Genomic DNA, 16,717 nt, shown 5'->3' with positions numbered 1-16,717 from the left:
ACGCTCTTTTTGCCAGTTTCAAACGCCCGTTTCAAGTGGTTGTTTGTAGTTTCTTGTGACAAGAGCATTTCCACAAAGCGGATAGAACGAGAAATAAACAGCCAAAAATGATAAACTCCCAAAGTTTTACCGGCCCTGTTTCTCTGATTTTTCGTTCGCAGGTTTCCTCATGGCATCTCAATGGCATTCTCTGGTTTCGCAAAAGCTGTTTCTGGCCAAAACGTTACTAATCCGGGTTGAGCAAGACGAAGCAGCGACTGCGCCAGAACGAGAAGCCCAACTGCAAGGTGCCATTGAGTTATTGCTGCGGGCTCGAGAACTCCTGCTGGTAATGATTACCCGATGCCACCAGAACAAAGTCGACAGACCGGCCTCCATCGACGAGCTGGAGGCGCTGTTTCCCTATGCGATTGCGGAAGGCGGGATGTTGAAGGAACTGGCTGAAACACCAGGCAGCTGGTGGCAACAGCTGAATCAGTTGGAGACTGCAGCTGGAGAACCGCCCAAGATACGGAAAACCGTGACGGAAGAAAACATCATTGCGGTTTCGGCGGATCAGGGGCCAGATCGGTCCGTTCAGGCTCTGAACAAGATACTGGCTGCCATGACCGTATTGACCAGAGAGATAGACGAGCAACACAGCGAGTGGTAATCCGCCTGCCGGAGCCAATCCATTAACATACGCTGACAGCAGATATAGGTTGAATGAATGTCACCTTCGTTTTTTGAAATTGTACAACTCGCCGACGGCGACTACGCGCTTCGCCGGATTGATGACGATGCAGCTCCACTTGTGCGCATCTCATTCTCTGATGAGGCCAGAGAAATGCTGGAAGACCGGGACATGAACGTCGCCAAGGCGATGATTGCCGCTGGCATCGAGGCCGCTGGCAACATCAGCCACGACATTGACTGGGAAGAGGACGAAAGCGAGTTCGCCGACAATCAGCCCCACTACACCTTGCATTGAGCACCCGTTATCTCTGGCGCAACACCACACCGTGGCTATTACCCTTGGCAGATGCCTTTTGCAACGCTTCCAGCGCCGCACGGCCTAGCTTGTGAGTCCAGAGCACAACGGCATGGCAGGTGCCTGCGCCCAGCGCCCGCTCAGCCAGCTCTTGTGCTGGGAATTCTGTCGTTGACCGCAACACCAGAATCTCACTGGCCACAATGCCGTGCATTTTCTGCCACTTGGCCACCAGGGACTGGGGAGGATCAATCCACGCCAGCCAACGTTTCTCCTGGTTGAGTTGTGTGAGCATTGGCAGCAGCAACTGGAAATTCTCCACCTGCTCCTCCGGAAGAATAATCTCGGTAACATTGCCACCGAAGCCAGACGCTGAACGTCGCTCCGAACCGGACGCTGCTACCCGGGCCGCCGGTGCCCTTTGGCCAGAGGAAACCGCGCCAGCCGCAACAACAGCTGCCGGCTGAAATGCCATGTTCTGAGTGAAGCTCAACTGTTCCATTACTCACCTACCTGCGCCATGCGCTGCCGAATACGGTATTCAGTGAAGATCGGAGCGGCGGATAACGCCTACGCCGAGACCTTCAATAAACAATTCCTGCTCCGCAAGATCGACCTCAATCGGAGCAAACTCCTCATTCTCTGCAATCAGCCAGACCTTGTTGCCTTCCCTGCGGAAACGCTTGACGGTGACCTCCTCTCCGACACGAGCGACAACGATCTGACCGTTATGGACATCCTGGGTACTGTGCACCGCCAGTAAATCACCATCCAGAATCCCGATGTCTTTCATGCTCATCCCCCGTACCCGCAAAAGGTAATCTGCTGAAGGAGAGAAGAAGCCCGGCTGCAGCGTGCAGTGATCTTCAATATGTTCCTGCGCCAGAATCGGGCTACCGGCGGCAACCTGCCCGATGACAGGGAGGCCCAGATCTTCTTCGGCCTCCGGCAGGCGAATGCCCCGGCTGGCTCCCGGGACCATCTCGATGGCGCCTTTCCTTGCCAGAGCCCTCAAATGTTCTTCCGCCGCGTTGGCGGAACGGAATCCCAGCTCTGCGGCAATTTCAGCCCTGGTGGGCGGGTAGCCGGTTTCATCCACGTAACGTCGGATAATGTCCAGCACCTGGGATTGTCTTGCAGTCAGTTTCATCAGTCGGGCTCCGGAATTTCGATCCTGTTTTTTTATACAGTGAACTGACTATATACAGTGTTTTATCCAGTGTAAAGCCCTCTCCGTTTCGTTTCCTTCCTGTAACGGGCGACCAACAGCCTGTATGTTATGGTGACGCAAACCAGACACAGGGAAGCCACACACAACCATGACCGTACACGACCGCTGCAAGATGCCGGAACAAACGACAAACCGGGACGGCCAGGAACGAAAAGTCGGGGTTGAGATTGAACTGTCCGGCCTGACCTACGAGGCCCTGGTCCAGCATGCTGCCCGACTGCTTGGGGGAGAGCCGGAGCTGACATCCCGTTATGTCACCCGACTGGATACGGACGCCGGGGCTTTCACCATTGAGCTGGACTCTGATCCTATCAAAGACCTGGATCTTGCCGACGAGCGGCTCCCGGAATCCATTCGGGAACTCGGCAACCACGCCATGGACGTCATTGATTTTGCCGCCGAGAAGATTGTGCCATTAGAGATTGTGGGACCACCGCTCGCAATGTCGGCTCTGGGCATGATCGAGAATCTGGTAGACGAGCTGCGAGACCTGGGTGCTGAAGGCAGCCGGGAGGCCATCTACTTTGCGTTCGGGCTTCAACTTAACCCGGAACTGCCCGATCTTGAACCCGAGACCCTGGTACGTTATCTGCAGGCGTTCGCACTGCTGTATGACTGGCTCAAGTCCCGGCATCAGCTGGATATCAGCCGGAAGTTCACCACCTACATCGAGCCCTGGAGCAGCCGCTACACAGACAAGCTGATGGCGGACGATTACCGTCCTGACCTGGACACACTGATGAGGGACTATCTGCACTACAATCCTACCCGGAACAAGGCGTTGGATCTTCTGCCACTGTTCGCTCATCTGAACGAATCGCTGTTGTCCGAATACGTTCAGGACCCCAGGATCAAAAGTCGTCCTACTCTGCACTACCGGCTGCCGGATTGTGATATCGACAATCCCAATTGGCACTTCTCCACAGTGTGGAACGATTGGGTAGTGCTGGAACAGCTTGCCAACAACCGTCAGGATCTTGATGCCCTGCGGGGCGAATTCCACGAATCCCGGAAGTTCAGCTTCCGCAATCTCACCCGCTCCTGGCGTGAGTCCACCGATGAATGGCTGCATCAGCACGGTTATGTCTGACTGGGAAAACGAAACGGACATCCCCGGTCTCACCATCGGCATCAGCGGCCCGGCCCGACGAAGTATGGCCCATCGGCTGATCAGCCTGGGCCTGCGCCTGCATGGCGCCAGAACACACTACATCCGCCCGGGCGACCGAACCAACGTCGAACTACTGGACGGGCTGGTTCTCTCGGGCGGCACCCACGTGCATCCGGGCCGCTATGGTCAACAACCCCAAGTGACGGCCAGGTATGACCTGAAACGGGATGCTACCGACACCGAGCTTCTCCGCCAGGCGGAGGCGATTAACATTCCGGTGCTGGGTATCTGCCGCGGTGCACAGTTTATCAACGTCTTTCACGGCGGGTCCCTGTGCCAGAACGTTACCCCGTTGCGGGTACATACCCGACATCGACCTTTGTTATTACCCCTCCAAACGGTTCGCCTGGTCCGGGACAGCCGTCTGGGAGGCCTGATGTACAGCCACGTGATTGGCGCCAACCGCATTCACAGCCAGGCCATCAAGCGCCTTGGACAGAATCTCAGAGTGACGGCCGTGGACAACGACCTGTTTGTGCAGGCCATCGAAAACACCGGCCGACAATGGTTGATGGGAGTGCAATGGCACCCCGAATACCTGCTTTACCACACCGGGCACCGTCGCATCTTCAGCCACTTTGTGCACGCCGCCCGGGCCCGGAAACTGGAACGACTGGATAACCGGGAAGGCCCGGAGTTCCACTCATAAGGAGAATGACCATGATCAAACGTCGACTGCCACTTGCGCTCGCCGCCGCCGTCACCGTGATACCCGCGGCAGCCAGTGCCGGAGAAGTGAGCCTGAATGGCGAAGGTATTGTTCGTTACGAACCAGACAGCGCCAGACTGCAGTTCTCAGTCACGGCCGAGCACCCGGATGCCGCAAAGGCCTCTGAACAGGTGTCCGACACCATGGACGAATGGCGCCAGGCCATTGCGGCCTATCGTAATGAGCTGGACGACTATTCTGATGCCGATCTCAGTGTTTACACTCGCATGCTTCCTGTACGGGAACAAGGCCAGGATCCCAAGCGAGTATCGGTGGCAAGCCAGACCGTCAGCTTCTCGATCAACGATCTGGATCTGCTGAATCCGTTGATTGGTGAAGCCAACAAGCTGGGGCTGCAATATCATCTTGGCAGCCACCAGTTTTTCCACTCAGACGAGCAGGGGCTGGAACGCGAAGCTCTGGCAAGGGCCATCGCCGATGCCAGAAGCCGCTGCGAGTTTGTCGCCAAGCAACTCGAGCAACGTTGTGGCGAAGTGGTCAGTCTGAATGTGAACGGCGGCCATCGTCCGGTACCGATGATGCAAGCGGAATCGAAAATGGTCGGTGACGCCGTTTCAAGCGTGGGCCCCAGGGAAATCCAGGCCACCGTCAGCGCCACCTTCGAGCTGGACTGACCTGGCCACTCAGAAGTTCCGTGTATAGAAAATATCCAGTGAGGCCGCCAGACCACTGGCGGCCTCCAGATAGAAGTAGCGGCCCAAATCGTAGCGCAGGGCTACCGTGGTAATGGGTTCAAATATGCCAACACCATAACGGAGGCTTAGTTCGTCTGTGATATAGCCGCTCGCCACCACGGAGGCCTGCTCCCCTGAACCCTCCGCCTCCAATGTCAGGTTACGGATACCCAGCTCGTTTCCAATACCTTGTGTGATCTTGCTGGCCTGGGTAAGACCCAGTGACAACGCAGCCCGGCTCATCTGCCCCTCATCCCCCTGGCCCCGGGGCGGACGACCAAGAATAACGTACGACAAGGCATCACTCTGCGGCATCGACGGTTCCGAGAACACTTCCGTTTCCGGCTCATCCACTGGGCCGGACAACCGGATCCCGGCGACCACCGTATCAACTTCACGGACTGCCTCAATGTCCAAATACGGTCGGGTCAGCGCACCTACAAAGAGAATCCGTGCCCGGCGCAGGTCCAGTTCCTGGCCAAAGGCTTCATAGCGACCATTCACTAACTGCAGCGCACCCCGCGTATCCATATTGTTGCCAATGCGCAACGTGCCTTCGAGGTTGCCGGTGACACCAAACGCGGCAAACGACACCTCATCCTCACCGACCACCACAGTCACATCCATCAGCATGGACCGAATGGCAGGTTCTTCCCGTTCAACACCCACGATGACTTCATCCTCGGAAACCGACACCGCCGATGGGGGGACGCTCTGGACTTCGATTTCGCCTCTGGGCACCTCAACGCGGCCGGAGACCGACAGCTCTCCAGATTTGAAGGCAATATCCAGATCCGGCGCCACCTCCAACCGGGCATAAGGTTCCAGCGTCACCGGCAGCCGTTCGCCTTTCAGGTTGATCGCGACCTGCGGCGACTGTGCCCACTCCAAGCTCCCGGAGACCTCGCCCTTACTGCGATCATTGCTTTTCCAGCGCCCGCTGATATCGGCCGACTGCCCCCGGAACTCAAGCACTACAAGCAATTCCTCCAGTGGCAGGGGAAGGCCAGGATCAAACACTCGCCCTTCACTAAGCACCAGCTCGCCGGTGACGTCAGGCTTCATCAAGGGACCGCTCAAACGACCACTGCCATTAACCCGCCCCTGAATATCTTCAATACCGGTAAAAGCCGAGAGGAAAGCAAGATTAAGGGCCTGGAGCCGGAATTCACCATCAACCGTGCGGTCACTGGCCAGAGGATCCACAGCAAGATCCAGATCAAACTGGCCAAGTTCCGGGCCGCTGAAATCCAGGCTGACATTGGCCTCATCCGGTTTAAGATTAGCCTCAACCACTAGCTGGTCATGAGTGATGGGCTGCCAGTCGTCCAGCACCAGAACCCCGAACTCGCCAGCGCCGGCATCAATCCGGATAGTGCCATCGGGACCCGCATCCGTGAGAGTTACGGCAATGTCGGCGTCTATAGTCGATTGCCACCGGAATGTCTCTGGAAACAACGGCGCCAATGCACTGGCCGGGAAACCTCGCAGTTCATAAGCAATGCGGGAGTCTGGCCACAGTCTCTGGTCAGCCGCACAGACCGAGCTTTGCTGCCAGCGCCAGCAGTGACTGCCAAGTTCAAGAGCCCCGGCCACGTAGGTGAGATCCGCTCTCCTATCCAGCTGCCAGATCTGCCCGGGCTCTGGTACGGAAATCCGGCCCCGGGTCAGCTGTCCGCGCCAATCCGGTAGTTTCTCTCCCAGCCCGCCCGCGAATTCCAGCTCAACCGAAGCTTCAGGATGATCGACTTGCAATGCCAGGGTGTGGCGCTCCCGGGTGCCGCCGAGGGACGCTACAACCTTGTCGAGTTCCTGGCCAGCGAGACGCAGCTCAGTGCCCGACAGATCAAGGTCCAGCACCCCGTCACTATCAAGTCCCGCCTCAAGCTGCGCCTCGGTAACCAGGAATTGATCCTGCCAGGCCAGATTGCCCGCCGTCAGTGAGAGCTCAGCTTCCGGAGCTTCCGGCGAGCCAGCCAGCCGAAGCCGTCCGGCAGCCTCCCCACCCAGACCAGCCAACAGTTGTTGCGGTGCGGCAAGATCAAAGCGCAGGTCGCCCGCCAGAGATTCGCCATACCGTCCACTGCCCTCAAGCCGGTTATCCCCGACGGACAGGTTGAAGTTTTGCACAACCCAGTCTCGCCCCTGGGTGGACAAGGTTCCTTTTGCCTGTGCCGGCTGCTGCCGCCATTGGCCGCTGAGATCCAGATCTGCGAATAATTCGGGCAGCGCCCCCTCCCGCAACTGGCCTCGGGTAGCCGCCGTTCCATTCAAACGCGCTTCCAGTTGCGGCACCCAAAAGCCCGGATTGAATCGATCGAGCTCAAACTGCGCCTCCCAGCTCAGCGGCCCGGAAAACACCAGTTCTGCCTGTCCGGAAAGCGCGCCGGCACCGGTGGTCATGTCCAGCTGGCTAAGGCTCACCGATTGCAGATCCCCTATCAGCCGGGATGTCAGTTCGGCTTCACCCAGGGGCCCCGCCACTGAAGCATCCAGCGCTGCCTGATAACGACCATTACCATACTGAACCTGGCCATCCAGACGTTTCAGCACAACCGGTGGCGGCTCCAGGCCCGGAATCAGGCCGTACCAGGGAAACTCCTCCAGGGTTATGTCTGCGCTGGCATCAATACCGTCACGCCAGGATACCTTGCCGCTCGCACCGAAGCGGCCATCGAAATTGCCCTCCCGATCCCGCGCGATCATCGTAACCTCGACGCCGGAAGCGCCTTGGAGGGTCACCAGACCCTGAACTGACGCCTCCACTGGCCCGGTGGACGCCGGGAGCATCGCCCGGGTTCGGGTATCGAAGCCCCGAGCCAGGCTACCATCGAGTTCCAGCCGCCATTGGCCCAGCGTCAGGGTTTCAGGCACGGCGCTGTGCGGCCAAAATTCCGGCGACTGAAGCTTCAGGGTAGCCGGCAGATCGACATCAAGCGGATCCAATTCCCCCTCAAGGCGGGCATCGAGGTAGCCGCTGCTGGCGCCTGCCAAACGAAGATCCCGGGCGCTGCCGGACAGATCCAGGGCAACCTGCCAGTCGTCTCCGCTCGGTGGTGGCAAGGCAACGTTCACTGAAAGATTCAACAGCCAGTCCCGCCGCATCTCGGCTCGGCCGTTGGCGGTCACCAGTATATCGCCGCGTTCGTACAGGAGGTGGTCGACGTTCAGGGTGGCACCCGACGCCCGGGAATCCAGCTCGATCCGGTCCCAGACCAGGTTGTCATTTACCGTCAGCGTCCCGAGCCGGACGTCACCGATGTTCACACCCAGGGGCAAATTGATGACAGGTAACTGGATATCACCTCGTGGCTGATCGGCCTGGTCGGCGGATTCCTGTACAGTAACCGCGATACTGGCCGCTTTGAGCGTGTCCAGGCACACCGTCAGCTCGAACAGGCACGACGGCGACCAGTCAATTTCCGGTTCGCTCACCTGCACGCCCACACCATAGCCCTGCCAGACCAGTTCGTCGGCACGCCACTGCCCCAGCATCGACCCCACGGCCGCTTCCGTCCGCAGGCCGGGCACCTGTTCTATAACCCAGGCGGTTCCGGTCTCACTGCGCAGGGCCAGTAACACTGCAACCACCAGCAACAGGGGCACCAGCAGCAACACCAGCACAATGACCAGCGGCCAAAACCACCAGTGCCGGGTTTTTCGGGTTTCCGGTTCGGCATCCGGGGACTGTGTATTTCTGGATTGTGTCTCGGTCACAGCTCCGGCCCCATGGAAAAGTGAATCCGCCAGCCACCGCCAAGCTCCTCATTCAACCCCCTGGCAACATCCAGGCGAAGCGGCCCCACCGGGCTGACCCAACGAATCCCCACCCCAACACCGGTCGCCAGTGGATCAAAGACATCGTTCACGGCATTACCCTCATCCACAAAGGCGGCCACACGCCAGTTCCTGGCAAACTCATACTGGTACTCAGCACTCCCCACAATGAGATATCGACCGCCAACGGCCACACCATCGCTGTCCTCCGGTGAAAGCGTCTCATAACCATACCCTCGTACGCTCTGATCACCGCCGGCAAAGAACCGGAGAGAGGGCGGCACATCGGAAAAATTGTTGGTGGCAACACCGCCAAAGTTGAACCGGGCAAGAAAACGATGGTTGTCAGCCAGGGTATACAGACCCTTGGCAAGCAGATTGACATGCAGAATATCCGCATCTGAAAGCACAGCCCGGTGGGCCCCGGTGACATCCAGCTGTAAACGAAATCCCCGGGACGGATCCAGTGGCGAATCCGCCTGCAGCTTCGAATAGCTCACACCCGGCAGAAGCAGGCTGGAGGTCCCTCGCTCACCGTCACCGATGCGAAAGCGCTCCCCCTCCCAGCGCATCGACAACACCTGCATCCAACCGTTGTCCAGCTGATGGTTCCATTGCTGACCGAAGGTCAGGCGCTCGGACTCAACGTCTTCCACATGCTCCCGCTGATACCCGGTGCCCAGGCGGATGGAATCGGTCATGGGCGGGTCAAGAGGCAATTCGTACCAGCCACTGACACTCTGACGCAGCTCAGACAGCTCGGTGTCCGCCCCTCTCTTGTGCCCCATGGGGTTGATATAGTGCTCGCGCCAGTTACCCCGGAAACGCGGCCCCACATCGGTCGAGAACCCGACACCCGCAGAGACCGACCTGGGAGGTCTTGGGGTCAGACCGATATTCACTGGAATAACACGATCCTCGGCCTGGGAAGGTGAGGCATCAATGTCGACGCCGGAAAAATACCCGCTGTTGGACAGATCCCGGTTAAGCCGCGCCACCTTGTCAGCATGAAACGGCTCGCCCGGCTCTGTGGTCACAAATTGCCTCAGCAACTGCTCCTCAAAACCATGGCCTTCCAGAAACGTGACGTCGCCCAGCTGATAACGTTCACCGGTGCGATAGGTGAGCAGAATATCGGCGGTATTGGCATCCGGATCAACTTCCAGCTTCCGGTTCTCGTACTCGCCGTCAAAGTAGCCCAGGCGCCCTGCCCGGTTCTGTATCGACTGCCGTAAACCGTCGTATTCACCATGATTCAGAATGTCACCCTCCCGAGGGCGCTCCGGAAGGTCTTGCACCAGGTCGGGATCGTCTGCCCCCGGACCCTGAATATCCACACGCCGGGACCGGACGCGCACGGGCTCGCCGGGAACGATGGTCAGCACCAGCTCCGCTGGCGCTTCACCCTGTTCATTCACTTGCCAGCGAATGGTCGGGTTGTAATAACCCAGAGCCCGGACTGCTTCTTCCACCTGAGAGACGGCGCTGGAGGCATAGCGGCGAAGTCCGTCAGCGGTTCTGTCCTGCACCTCACCCAGCAGGATTTCCGCGTTCTCCTGCAATTGGTCGTAATCCCCCTCAACCTCTACCCGGACCTGGTTGGCAAATCCCGAGCTCGCCTGCCATAACAGCAACCATATCACCGGCCTGATCGCTGCTTGAATGTGAGTCCCGAATAACCGCATCAAAGGATGGCTGCCCTGACCAGATAAAGTGAGTGTTCCCTGTCACAGGGGCGAGAGTTTACCCGCAAGACCGGGACGCTATCCATGCCCGCCGTATTAAGATTAGCAGCATAACGCCGCTGCCGTTGCCACCGCCAGTCTCGTACCCATTCCAGAAATAGGCTAACCTGTCAGACACTTATAGAGCCATAGACAGGTCCTACGGATGCTTCATGTAAACCGCGAAAACCTGAAATCCAGTCATCAGCTGATCTGGTTCGTGATCGACTTTCTGATGCTCGGCCTGTTGATCGTCAACCTTTCGTTCATCATCTGGGATTCTATCTACAACTTTGTGGCTGTGCAGAATCTGCTCAAGGACTACGCTCCGGCCCTGCAATCTACCTACCACCCCATTCATGAGCGTTTCATTTTCTACGATCTGATCTTCGTGGCCATATTCCTGAGCGAATTTGTGCTGCGCTGGGGTTATTCCATCAAGGCAAAAGTCTATGACCGCTGGTACTTCTATCCGTTCATCCACTGGTACGATCTGGTGGGCTGTATTCCGGTCGGCAGCCTCCGGTTTCTGAGAATCCTCCGGGTGATCTCGATTATCTACCGGCTGCATCAGTACAAGATCATAGATTTCACCAACACCCGGCTGTTCCGGTTCGTAAATTTCTACTACGAAGCTTTCATGGAGGAGTTGTCTGACCGGATTGTCCTGAAAGTACTCAGCGGTGTTCAGGAAGAGGTTCGGCGGGGCTCGCCACTGTTTGAGCGTATCCAGCAGGATATTCTTTATCCGCGGCGGGAAATGTTGTCAGACTGGATTTCAGAGCGGGTGGCAGTGGCAGCCAAGGAGGGTTACGTACCAAATCGCGGCGCATTGAGGGCCTACCTGGAAAACCGGGTAGACCAGGCCTTGAAGCAGAATCTGGAGCTGTCCCGGTTGAAATACCTGCCAGTGGTGGGGCCAACCATCCAGGATACGCTGGAGAATGCGGTGGGTGATATTGTCGCCAATGTGATTCACCAGATTCTCGAAGACCTGGCCTCCACTTCTAACCATGCGTTTATTGAAGATATCGTCAACGTATTCCTGCCCGAACCTGGCCAACAACAGGAAGAGGCCGAAAACGAAGCGCTAATCAACCTGATACTGGAGGTGGTCGACGCCATCAAGGACCAGGTCCGGGTCAAACACTGGCGCGAGAATCTGCCCTGACAGGAATTGCTCTTTACTGTGGCAACCCATCGATGACCGCCTGACAGGCCTGTTCCAGGTTCAGCCCATGGCCCTTGATGGTCAGGTCCGCGTAGCGGGTATAAAGGGCGAAACGCTCTTCAAATAACGCTTCCAGAGACTGGTCGGGCCGACGGGAGATACCGCGGAGACTGTAATTGCCGATACGTCTGCGTACCTCATCCAGAGAGATATCGAGAAACACTACGGTACCCTTCTGCCTCAGGTGTGTCATCGCGGCCTCACTGTACACCGCACTACCACCGGTGCTGATGACCTGACCTTCAACCTCAAGTGCCAGCAATACCTGCTCTTCAATCCGGCGCAGGGCCAGATAACCGTCCTGATCAACGATCTCCTGCAGCGTTCGCCCGGCCTGCTCCTGGATCAGCAGATCGGTATCGATAAACCCCAGGCCCAGGCGTTTTGCCACCAACACTCCGACGGTGCTTTTGCCGCTGCCGGGCATGCCGATAAACACCAGATTTCTGCGCCCGGTGGTCATGCTGATTCACGAACCTCGGCCGAACGACAGGCCGCCGCGGTGAACAACACATCCGTTGATGAGTTCAATGCGGTTTCGGTGGAATCCTGAACCACGCTGATGACAAAACCAATTGCAACCACCTGCATGGCCACTTCCGTGGAGATACCAAACAGACTGGTCGCCAGCGGAATAAGCAGCAGTGAACCTCCAGCCACGCCGGAAACCCCGCAGGCCGCAATAGACGAAACCACACAAAGCAGCAGTGCGGTCGGGAAATCCACCGGAATACCCAGGGTATTCGCAGCCGCCAGGGTAATCACGGAGATGGTGATGGCAGCACCGGCCATATTGATAGTGGCACCGAGCGGGATGGAAATCGCGTAAGTATCCGGGTCCAGCCCCAGCCGGTCACACAGGTTAAGGTTAACCGGGATATTGGCAGCGGAACTGCGGGTAAAAAAGGCGGTGATGGCACTGCCCCTTAAACAGGCGAATACCAGGGGGTAAGGATTCTGGCGGGTGTGGAGGAAGACAATCAACGGATTGGTCACCAGAGCCACAAACAGCATACAGCCAACGATGACCGCCAGAAGGCGACCGTATTCCAGCAGCGCGCCGATGCCGGCATCTGCCAGGGTATTGGCAACCAGCCCGAAGATTCCCAGGGGCGCAAACCGGATAACGGCCCGGACAATGCCGGAAATTGCATCGGACAGGTCGTTCACCACTTGCCGGGTGGCGTCACGGCCCTGGCGCAGCATTAATCCCAGACCAACGGCCCAGGCCAGAATAGCAATGAAGTTCCCCTCCATCAGGGCGCTGACCGGATTCGTCACCGCGCTCAGCAGAAGATTGCGCAGGATCTCGACTACCCCGCCAGGCGGGTTGCCGCTGACTTCCGGAAGCTCCAGCGTGAGTTCCGTGGGGAAGACAAAGCTGGCGATCACGGCTACCACCGCCGCTACCAGCGTACCGATCACATAGAGCAGCAACACCCCACGAATGTGGGTTGGCTGTCCCTGCTGGTGATTGGCAATGGCTGCCGTCACCAGCGCAAACACCAGAATCGGCGCAACCGCTTTCAGGGCGGATATAAACAGTTGGCCAAGCAGAGAAACCGATTGGGCAGTATCAGGCCAGACCACGGCCAGCAAAACGCCGGCAATGATTCCGATGGTAATCTGGGGTATCAACCCCATCTGCAGCAGGGGGCGTACAACGCCAAGTCGCCGGGAAGACATCTTTGGGCTCCTTTTGCTTGGTCAGAAAGGGGCATCACCCGGCAATAATGGCCATGGGAATAATCTGCCGCCCAGAAAGCAAAAAAGGCAGATCAGTGAAGGTAACTGACCTGCCTTTTTCTTTTTTGGTAGCGGGAGCTGGATTCGAACCAACGACCTTCGGGTTATGAGCCCGACGAGCTACCAGACTGCTCCATCCCGCATCAAACTTTTTATCAATCAGGTAGAGGCCCGATCAACGTGGCGCGAATACTATAGCTCTGACCGCCAGCTGTCAAAGAGGATTTCGGTTATTACCTATCCCGCCCGGATCAGCGTTCCAGAATTGCCGTCACGCCCTGGCCGCCAGCAGCGCAGATGGAGATCAGGCCACGACCACTACCTTTCTGCTCCAGCAGCTTGGCCAGCGTGGCGACAATACGGCCTCCGGTCGCGGCAAACGGATGCCCCGTGGCCAGACTCGAACCCTTCACGTTCAGCTTGTCGCGATCAATGGTGCCCAATGGTTTGTCCAGCCCCAGGCGCTCCCTGCAGAATCCCGGATCTTCCCAGGCTTTCAGGGTAGATAAAACCTGTGCCGCAAATGCCTCGTGAATCTCATAGAAGTCGAAATCCTGAAGGGTCAGGCCGGCCCTTTCCAGCATCCGGGGTACGGCATAGGCTGGCGCCATCAGCAAGCCCTCTTTCTTGTCGACGAAATCCACAGCAGCCACTTCGGAGAAGGTCAGCCAGGCTTTGACATCCATGTTATGGGCCTTTGCCCACTCTTCGCTGGCCAACAGCACTGCCGACGCGCCATCGGTGAGCGCCGTGCTGTTGGCTGCAGTCATGGTGCCGTTTTCCCGATCAAAACAGGGCTTGAGGGTGGCCAGTTTTTCCAGCGTGGTGTCCGGACGCAGGATATTATCTTTATCGAGACCGGCCATGGGAGTCATCAGATCGTCGAAAAAGCCCTCCTCGTAGGCCTTTGCCAGCTTCTGATGACTCTCCCAGGCCAGGCGATCCTGATCTTCACGGGCGATGCTCCATTCTTTGGCAGTCACCTGGCAATGGTCCCCCATGGACATGCCTGTACGGGGCTCGCCGTTCTCCGGAATCTCCGGCACCAGATGGCTCGGCCGGAAACGGCCAAGAATTTTCAGGCGCTCCTTGGTGGTCTTGGCACGGTTGAGGTCCAGCAGGATTTCCCGGAGCCCTTCGCCCACCCCGATCGGCGCATCAGACGTGGTATCGGTGCCGCCGGCAATGCCGCACTCGATCTGCCCCAACGCGATTTTGTTCGCCACCAGAATCGCGGCTTCCAGGCCGGTTCCGCAGGCTTGCTGGATATCGTAGGCCGGTGTTTCAGGTGCCAGACCACAGCTGAGAACCGATTCACGAGTCAGGTTGAAGTCCCTGGAATGCTTGATCACGGCGCCCGCGACCACTTCGCCCATTTTCATGCCGTCCAGATTAAAGCGATCCACCAGCCCACGAAGCGCCGAAGTCAACAATTCCTGGTTACTGATCTTGCTGTAGGCAGTATTGGAGCGGGCAAACGGAATACGGTTACCGCCAATAACGGCAACCCGTCGAATGCCCTGGCTTGCCCCTTTCACGGGTGCTGAGGTTTTCTTTGCCTGTGCCATCGCTGTGTTTCCTTGTGAGTCAGATGATTCTGTTTCGGTTCACCGATACTGTTGATGAGTCTAGCGCCTGACGGCAGTCTCTCATTGGCAACTCTGACAACGCACAACCTGCGTTCAGTCAATACAATAGCTGGAAGATTCCTTACCCTTTAGGCTAATTTGCAATCAACCAGATGCACAAGGAAGAAAACATGTCTGACCTCTACCTCAAACTCGTGAATACCCCGGTGGGAAAAACCGCCGCCCAGTCTCTTGGCTTGCCGTCACCGGCCCCGCTGAAACGCCTCAAGCGAGTGGATCAGCCTTTTATTGAGGGCGACGTCCTCATTGGAGCCGGCAATGGTGCCCGCGCCATCGCCACCCTTGGCAGCATTGTTGGCGCCAGCCCGGCCACCCTGCACCACGCCACCGGGCCGGAAACCCTGGCCGAATCGGCCAAGACAAGCAACAAGGCTCAGGCACTGGATATCACCGGCGAGGTCTCCGGCAAGTTCTCGGCACTGATTTTCGATGCGTCCGGCCTGCAGAAACCGGATGAATTGCGCGCCCTGTATGACTTTTTCCACCCCACTATCCGGAAACTGGCGACGAATGGCCGGGTTCTGGTGATTGGCCAGGACCCGCACACCTGCCGCAAGGCGCCCCAGGCCGCTGCACAACAGGCACTGGAAGGCTTCGTACGAGCCGTTGGCAAAGAGATCGGCAAAAAGGGCGCTACCGCGAACCTGGTCTGGATAGCACCCAATGCTGAAAACCAGCTGGATTCCTCGGTTCGGTTCTTCCTGTCGCCACGCTCAGCCTACGTCTCCGGGCAGGTGGTTCGCATCGGCAAAGCCGACGAAGCCAAAGCCACCAATCCGGTCGCACCATTGGCAGGCAAAGTGGCCTTGGTGACCGGCGCGTCCCGAGGCATTGGCGCCGCTATCGCTGAAACCCTGGCCAGAGATGGGGCAACCGTCATCGGGCTCGACATTCCGCCGGCACTCGAGGAATTGCAGAAAGTAACCGGCGCTCTGAAAGGCAAGGCGCTCGCCTGCGACATCACCGATGAAAAGGCGCCAAAGCTGATCGCAGACTTTATCGAAAAGGAAACCGGCGGTGTCGACTTCGTCATCCACAACGCCGGCATCACCAGAGACAAAACCCTAGGCAACATGCCCGAACATTTCTGGGATATGACCATTGCCGTCAACCTGACTGCAGAAGAGCTGATTGACGAGGAACTGGCGGAGCGCAAACTGATGCGGGAAAACGGCCGCATCGTCTGCATTTCTTCGATCAGCGGCATCGCAGGCAATTTCGGCCAGACCAACTACTCCTGCGCCAAAAGCGGCGTGATCGGCTATGTCGAAGCCATGGCCCGTCATCTGAAGAACGGCATCACCATCAATGCCATTGCCCCGGGCTTTATTGAGACCCAGATGACCGCCGCCATGCCGTTTACCATCCGTGAGGCCGGTCGACGCATGAACAGCCTGTCTCAGGGCGGGCAACCGGTAGATGTGGCCGAGGCTATCGCCTGGTACTGCAACCCTGCGTCTGCGGGCGTGAACGGGAACGTGGTTCGGGTTTGCGGCCAGTCCCTGATCGGCAAGTAATTCAGAGAAGGCACTTCAGGAAGAGGCCGGTCAGGATAACCCTGCCCGGCCTTTTTGCGGCTCGCCAAAGGAGCTTGGCATTTTCTGAGGGCATAAAAAAAGCAGACCAGATTGGTCTGCTTTTTAGAATCTGGTGGGTGGTGCAGGGATCGAACCTGCGACCCTCGCCTTGTAAGGGCGATGCTCTCCCAGCTGAGCTAACCACCCAGGGTAAGGTGGCGGAGCGGACGGGACTCGAACCCGCGACCCCCGGCGTGACAGGCCGGTATTCTAACCAACTGAACTACCGCTCCGCAT

At 57.9% G+C, this 16,717-nt stretch carries 14 protein-coding genes and 3 tRNA genes; 7 read left to right on the top strand and 10 right to left on the bottom strand.

The genetic code is table 11. From position 1 onward, the window contains the following. Positions 1–169: 169 nt before the first annotated feature. Positions 170–652, top strand: coding sequence for a DUF6586 family protein (locus ARC85_RS02725; RefSeq protein ID WP_286714250.1), 483 nt, complete (start codon positions 170–172; stop codon positions 650–652). A gap of 57 nt (positions 653–709) precedes the next feature. Further along, positions 710–970, top strand: coding sequence for a hypothetical protein (locus ARC85_RS02720; RefSeq protein ID WP_121206861.1), 261 nt, complete (start codon positions 710–712; stop codon positions 968–970). 7 nt (positions 971–977) lie between these two features. On the opposite strand, the gene ARC85_RS02715 is transcribed toward ARC85_RS02720, so the two are convergent. After that, positions 978–1,472: a cell division inhibitor SulA gene (locus tag ARC85_RS02715; RefSeq protein WP_121206862.1), complete on the bottom strand. Its 495-nt coding sequence runs from the start codon at positions 1,470–1,472 to the stop codon at positions 978–980. A gap of 39 nt (positions 1,473–1,511) precedes the next feature. Further along, the gene (gene lexA / locus ARC85_RS02710; RefSeq protein ID WP_031210455.1) at positions 1,512–2,123 is read right to left on the bottom strand and encodes a transcriptional repressor LexA; all 612 of its coding nucleotides are present in this window, start codon (positions 2,121–2,123) and stop codon (positions 1,512–1,514) included. 166 nt (positions 2,124–2,289) lie between these two features. Between lexA and ARC85_RS02705 the strand changes: the two genes are divergently transcribed. The 3 genes from ARC85_RS02705 to ARC85_RS02695 are packed head-to-tail and all read left to right on the top strand — an operon-like array spanning position 2,290 to position 4,716. Further along, the gene (locus ARC85_RS02705; protein WP_273029875.1) at positions 2,290–3,291 is read left to right on the top strand and encodes an amidoligase family protein; all 1,002 of its coding nucleotides are present in this window, start codon (positions 2,290–2,292) and stop codon (positions 3,289–3,291) included. Continuing rightward, positions 3,284–4,021, top strand: a complete 738-nt coding sequence (locus tag ARC85_RS02700) for a gamma-glutamyl-gamma-aminobutyrate hydrolase family protein (RefSeq protein ID WP_222179971.1) — start codon at positions 3,284–3,286, stop codon at positions 4,019–4,021. The genes ARC85_RS02705 and ARC85_RS02700 overlap by 8 nt, the downstream gene beginning before the upstream one ends. Positions 4,022–4,032: 11 nt before the next feature. Continuing rightward, positions 4,033–4,716 (top strand): SIMPL domain-containing protein, encoded by a 684-nt coding sequence (locus tag ARC85_RS02695; protein WP_228198057.1) that lies wholly within the window; start codon positions 4,033–4,035, stop codon positions 4,714–4,716. Positions 4,717–4,725: 9 nt separating this feature from the next. Here the strand turns inward: ARC85_RS02695 and ARC85_RS02690 are convergent, their stop codons facing one another. Further along, complete coding sequence (locus tag ARC85_RS02690; RefSeq protein WP_286714249.1) at positions 4,726–8,493, bottom strand: translocation/assembly module TamB domain-containing protein; 3,768 nt, start codon at positions 8,491–8,493, stop codon at positions 4,726–4,728. Then, positions 8,490–10,196: an autotransporter assembly complex protein TamA gene (locus ARC85_RS02685; protein WP_456490314.1), complete on the bottom strand. Its 1,707-nt coding sequence runs from the start codon at positions 10,194–10,196 to the stop codon at positions 8,490–8,492. The genes ARC85_RS02690 and ARC85_RS02685 overlap by 4 nt, the downstream gene beginning before the upstream one ends. Before the next feature lie 247 nt (positions 10,197–10,443). On the opposite strand from ARC85_RS02685, the gene ARC85_RS02680 reads away from it, so the two are divergent. Then, on the top strand, positions 10,444–11,448 hold the full coding sequence (locus ARC85_RS02680; RefSeq protein ID WP_286714248.1) for a hypothetical protein: 1,005 nt from the start codon (positions 10,444–10,446) through the stop codon (positions 11,446–11,448). 13 nt (positions 11,449–11,461) lie between these two features. Here the strand turns inward: ARC85_RS02680 and ARC85_RS02675 are convergent, their stop codons facing one another. The 4 genes from ARC85_RS02675 to ARC85_RS02660 all read right to left on the bottom strand — a co-directional run bounded on the left by ARC85_RS02675 (position 11,462) and on the right by ARC85_RS02660 (position 14,822). Further along, positions 11,462–11,971, bottom strand: coding sequence for a shikimate kinase (locus ARC85_RS02675; RefSeq protein WP_011785488.1), 510 nt, complete (start codon positions 11,969–11,971; stop codon positions 11,462–11,464). Next, positions 11,968–13,194, bottom strand: a complete 1,227-nt coding sequence (gene sstT, locus ARC85_RS02670; protein ID WP_222179967.1) for a serine/threonine transporter SstT — start codon at positions 13,192–13,194, stop codon at positions 11,968–11,970. The genes ARC85_RS02675 and sstT overlap by 4 nt, the downstream gene beginning before the upstream one ends. Before the next feature lie 126 nt (positions 13,195–13,320). Next, positions 13,321–13,397 (bottom strand) — tRNA-Met (locus tag ARC85_RS02665). A 108-nt stretch (positions 13,398–13,505) separates the two neighbouring features. After that, positions 13,506–14,822 (bottom strand): acetyl-CoA C-acetyltransferase, encoded by a 1,317-nt coding sequence (locus tag ARC85_RS02660; protein WP_222179966.1) that lies wholly within the window; start codon positions 14,820–14,822, stop codon positions 13,506–13,508. Positions 14,823–15,013: 191 nt separating this feature from the next. Here ARC85_RS02660 and ARC85_RS02655 point away from each other — a divergent pair, with 191 nt between their 5' ends. Continuing rightward, entirely contained in the window at positions 15,014–16,420 is a 1,407-nt protein-coding gene (locus tag ARC85_RS02655; protein ID WP_041656364.1) for a 3-oxoacyl-ACP reductase, read from the top strand. A gap of 131 nt (positions 16,421–16,551) precedes the next feature. On the opposite strand, the gene ARC85_RS02650 is transcribed toward ARC85_RS02655, so the two are convergent. Both ARC85_RS02650 and ARC85_RS02645 read right to left on the bottom strand, forming a co-directional pair. Continuing rightward, positions 16,552–16,627 (bottom strand) — tRNA-Val (locus ARC85_RS02650). A 9-nt stretch (positions 16,628–16,636) separates the two neighbouring features. Continuing rightward, positions 16,637–16,713: transfer RNA gene (locus ARC85_RS02645), tRNA-Asp, on the bottom strand. Positions 16,714–16,717: the final 4 nt, after the last annotated feature.

Origin of the sequence: Marinobacter sp. tcs-11 (assembly GCF_002049515.1) — a bacterium.
In the GTDB taxonomy this organism is placed as follows: domain Bacteria; phylum Pseudomonadota; class Gammaproteobacteria; order Pseudomonadales; family Oleiphilaceae; genus Marinobacter; species Marinobacter nauticus.
The sequence above is the reverse complement of the archived record's forward strand: the minus strand, read 5'-3'. Positions and strand labels throughout refer to the sequence as shown.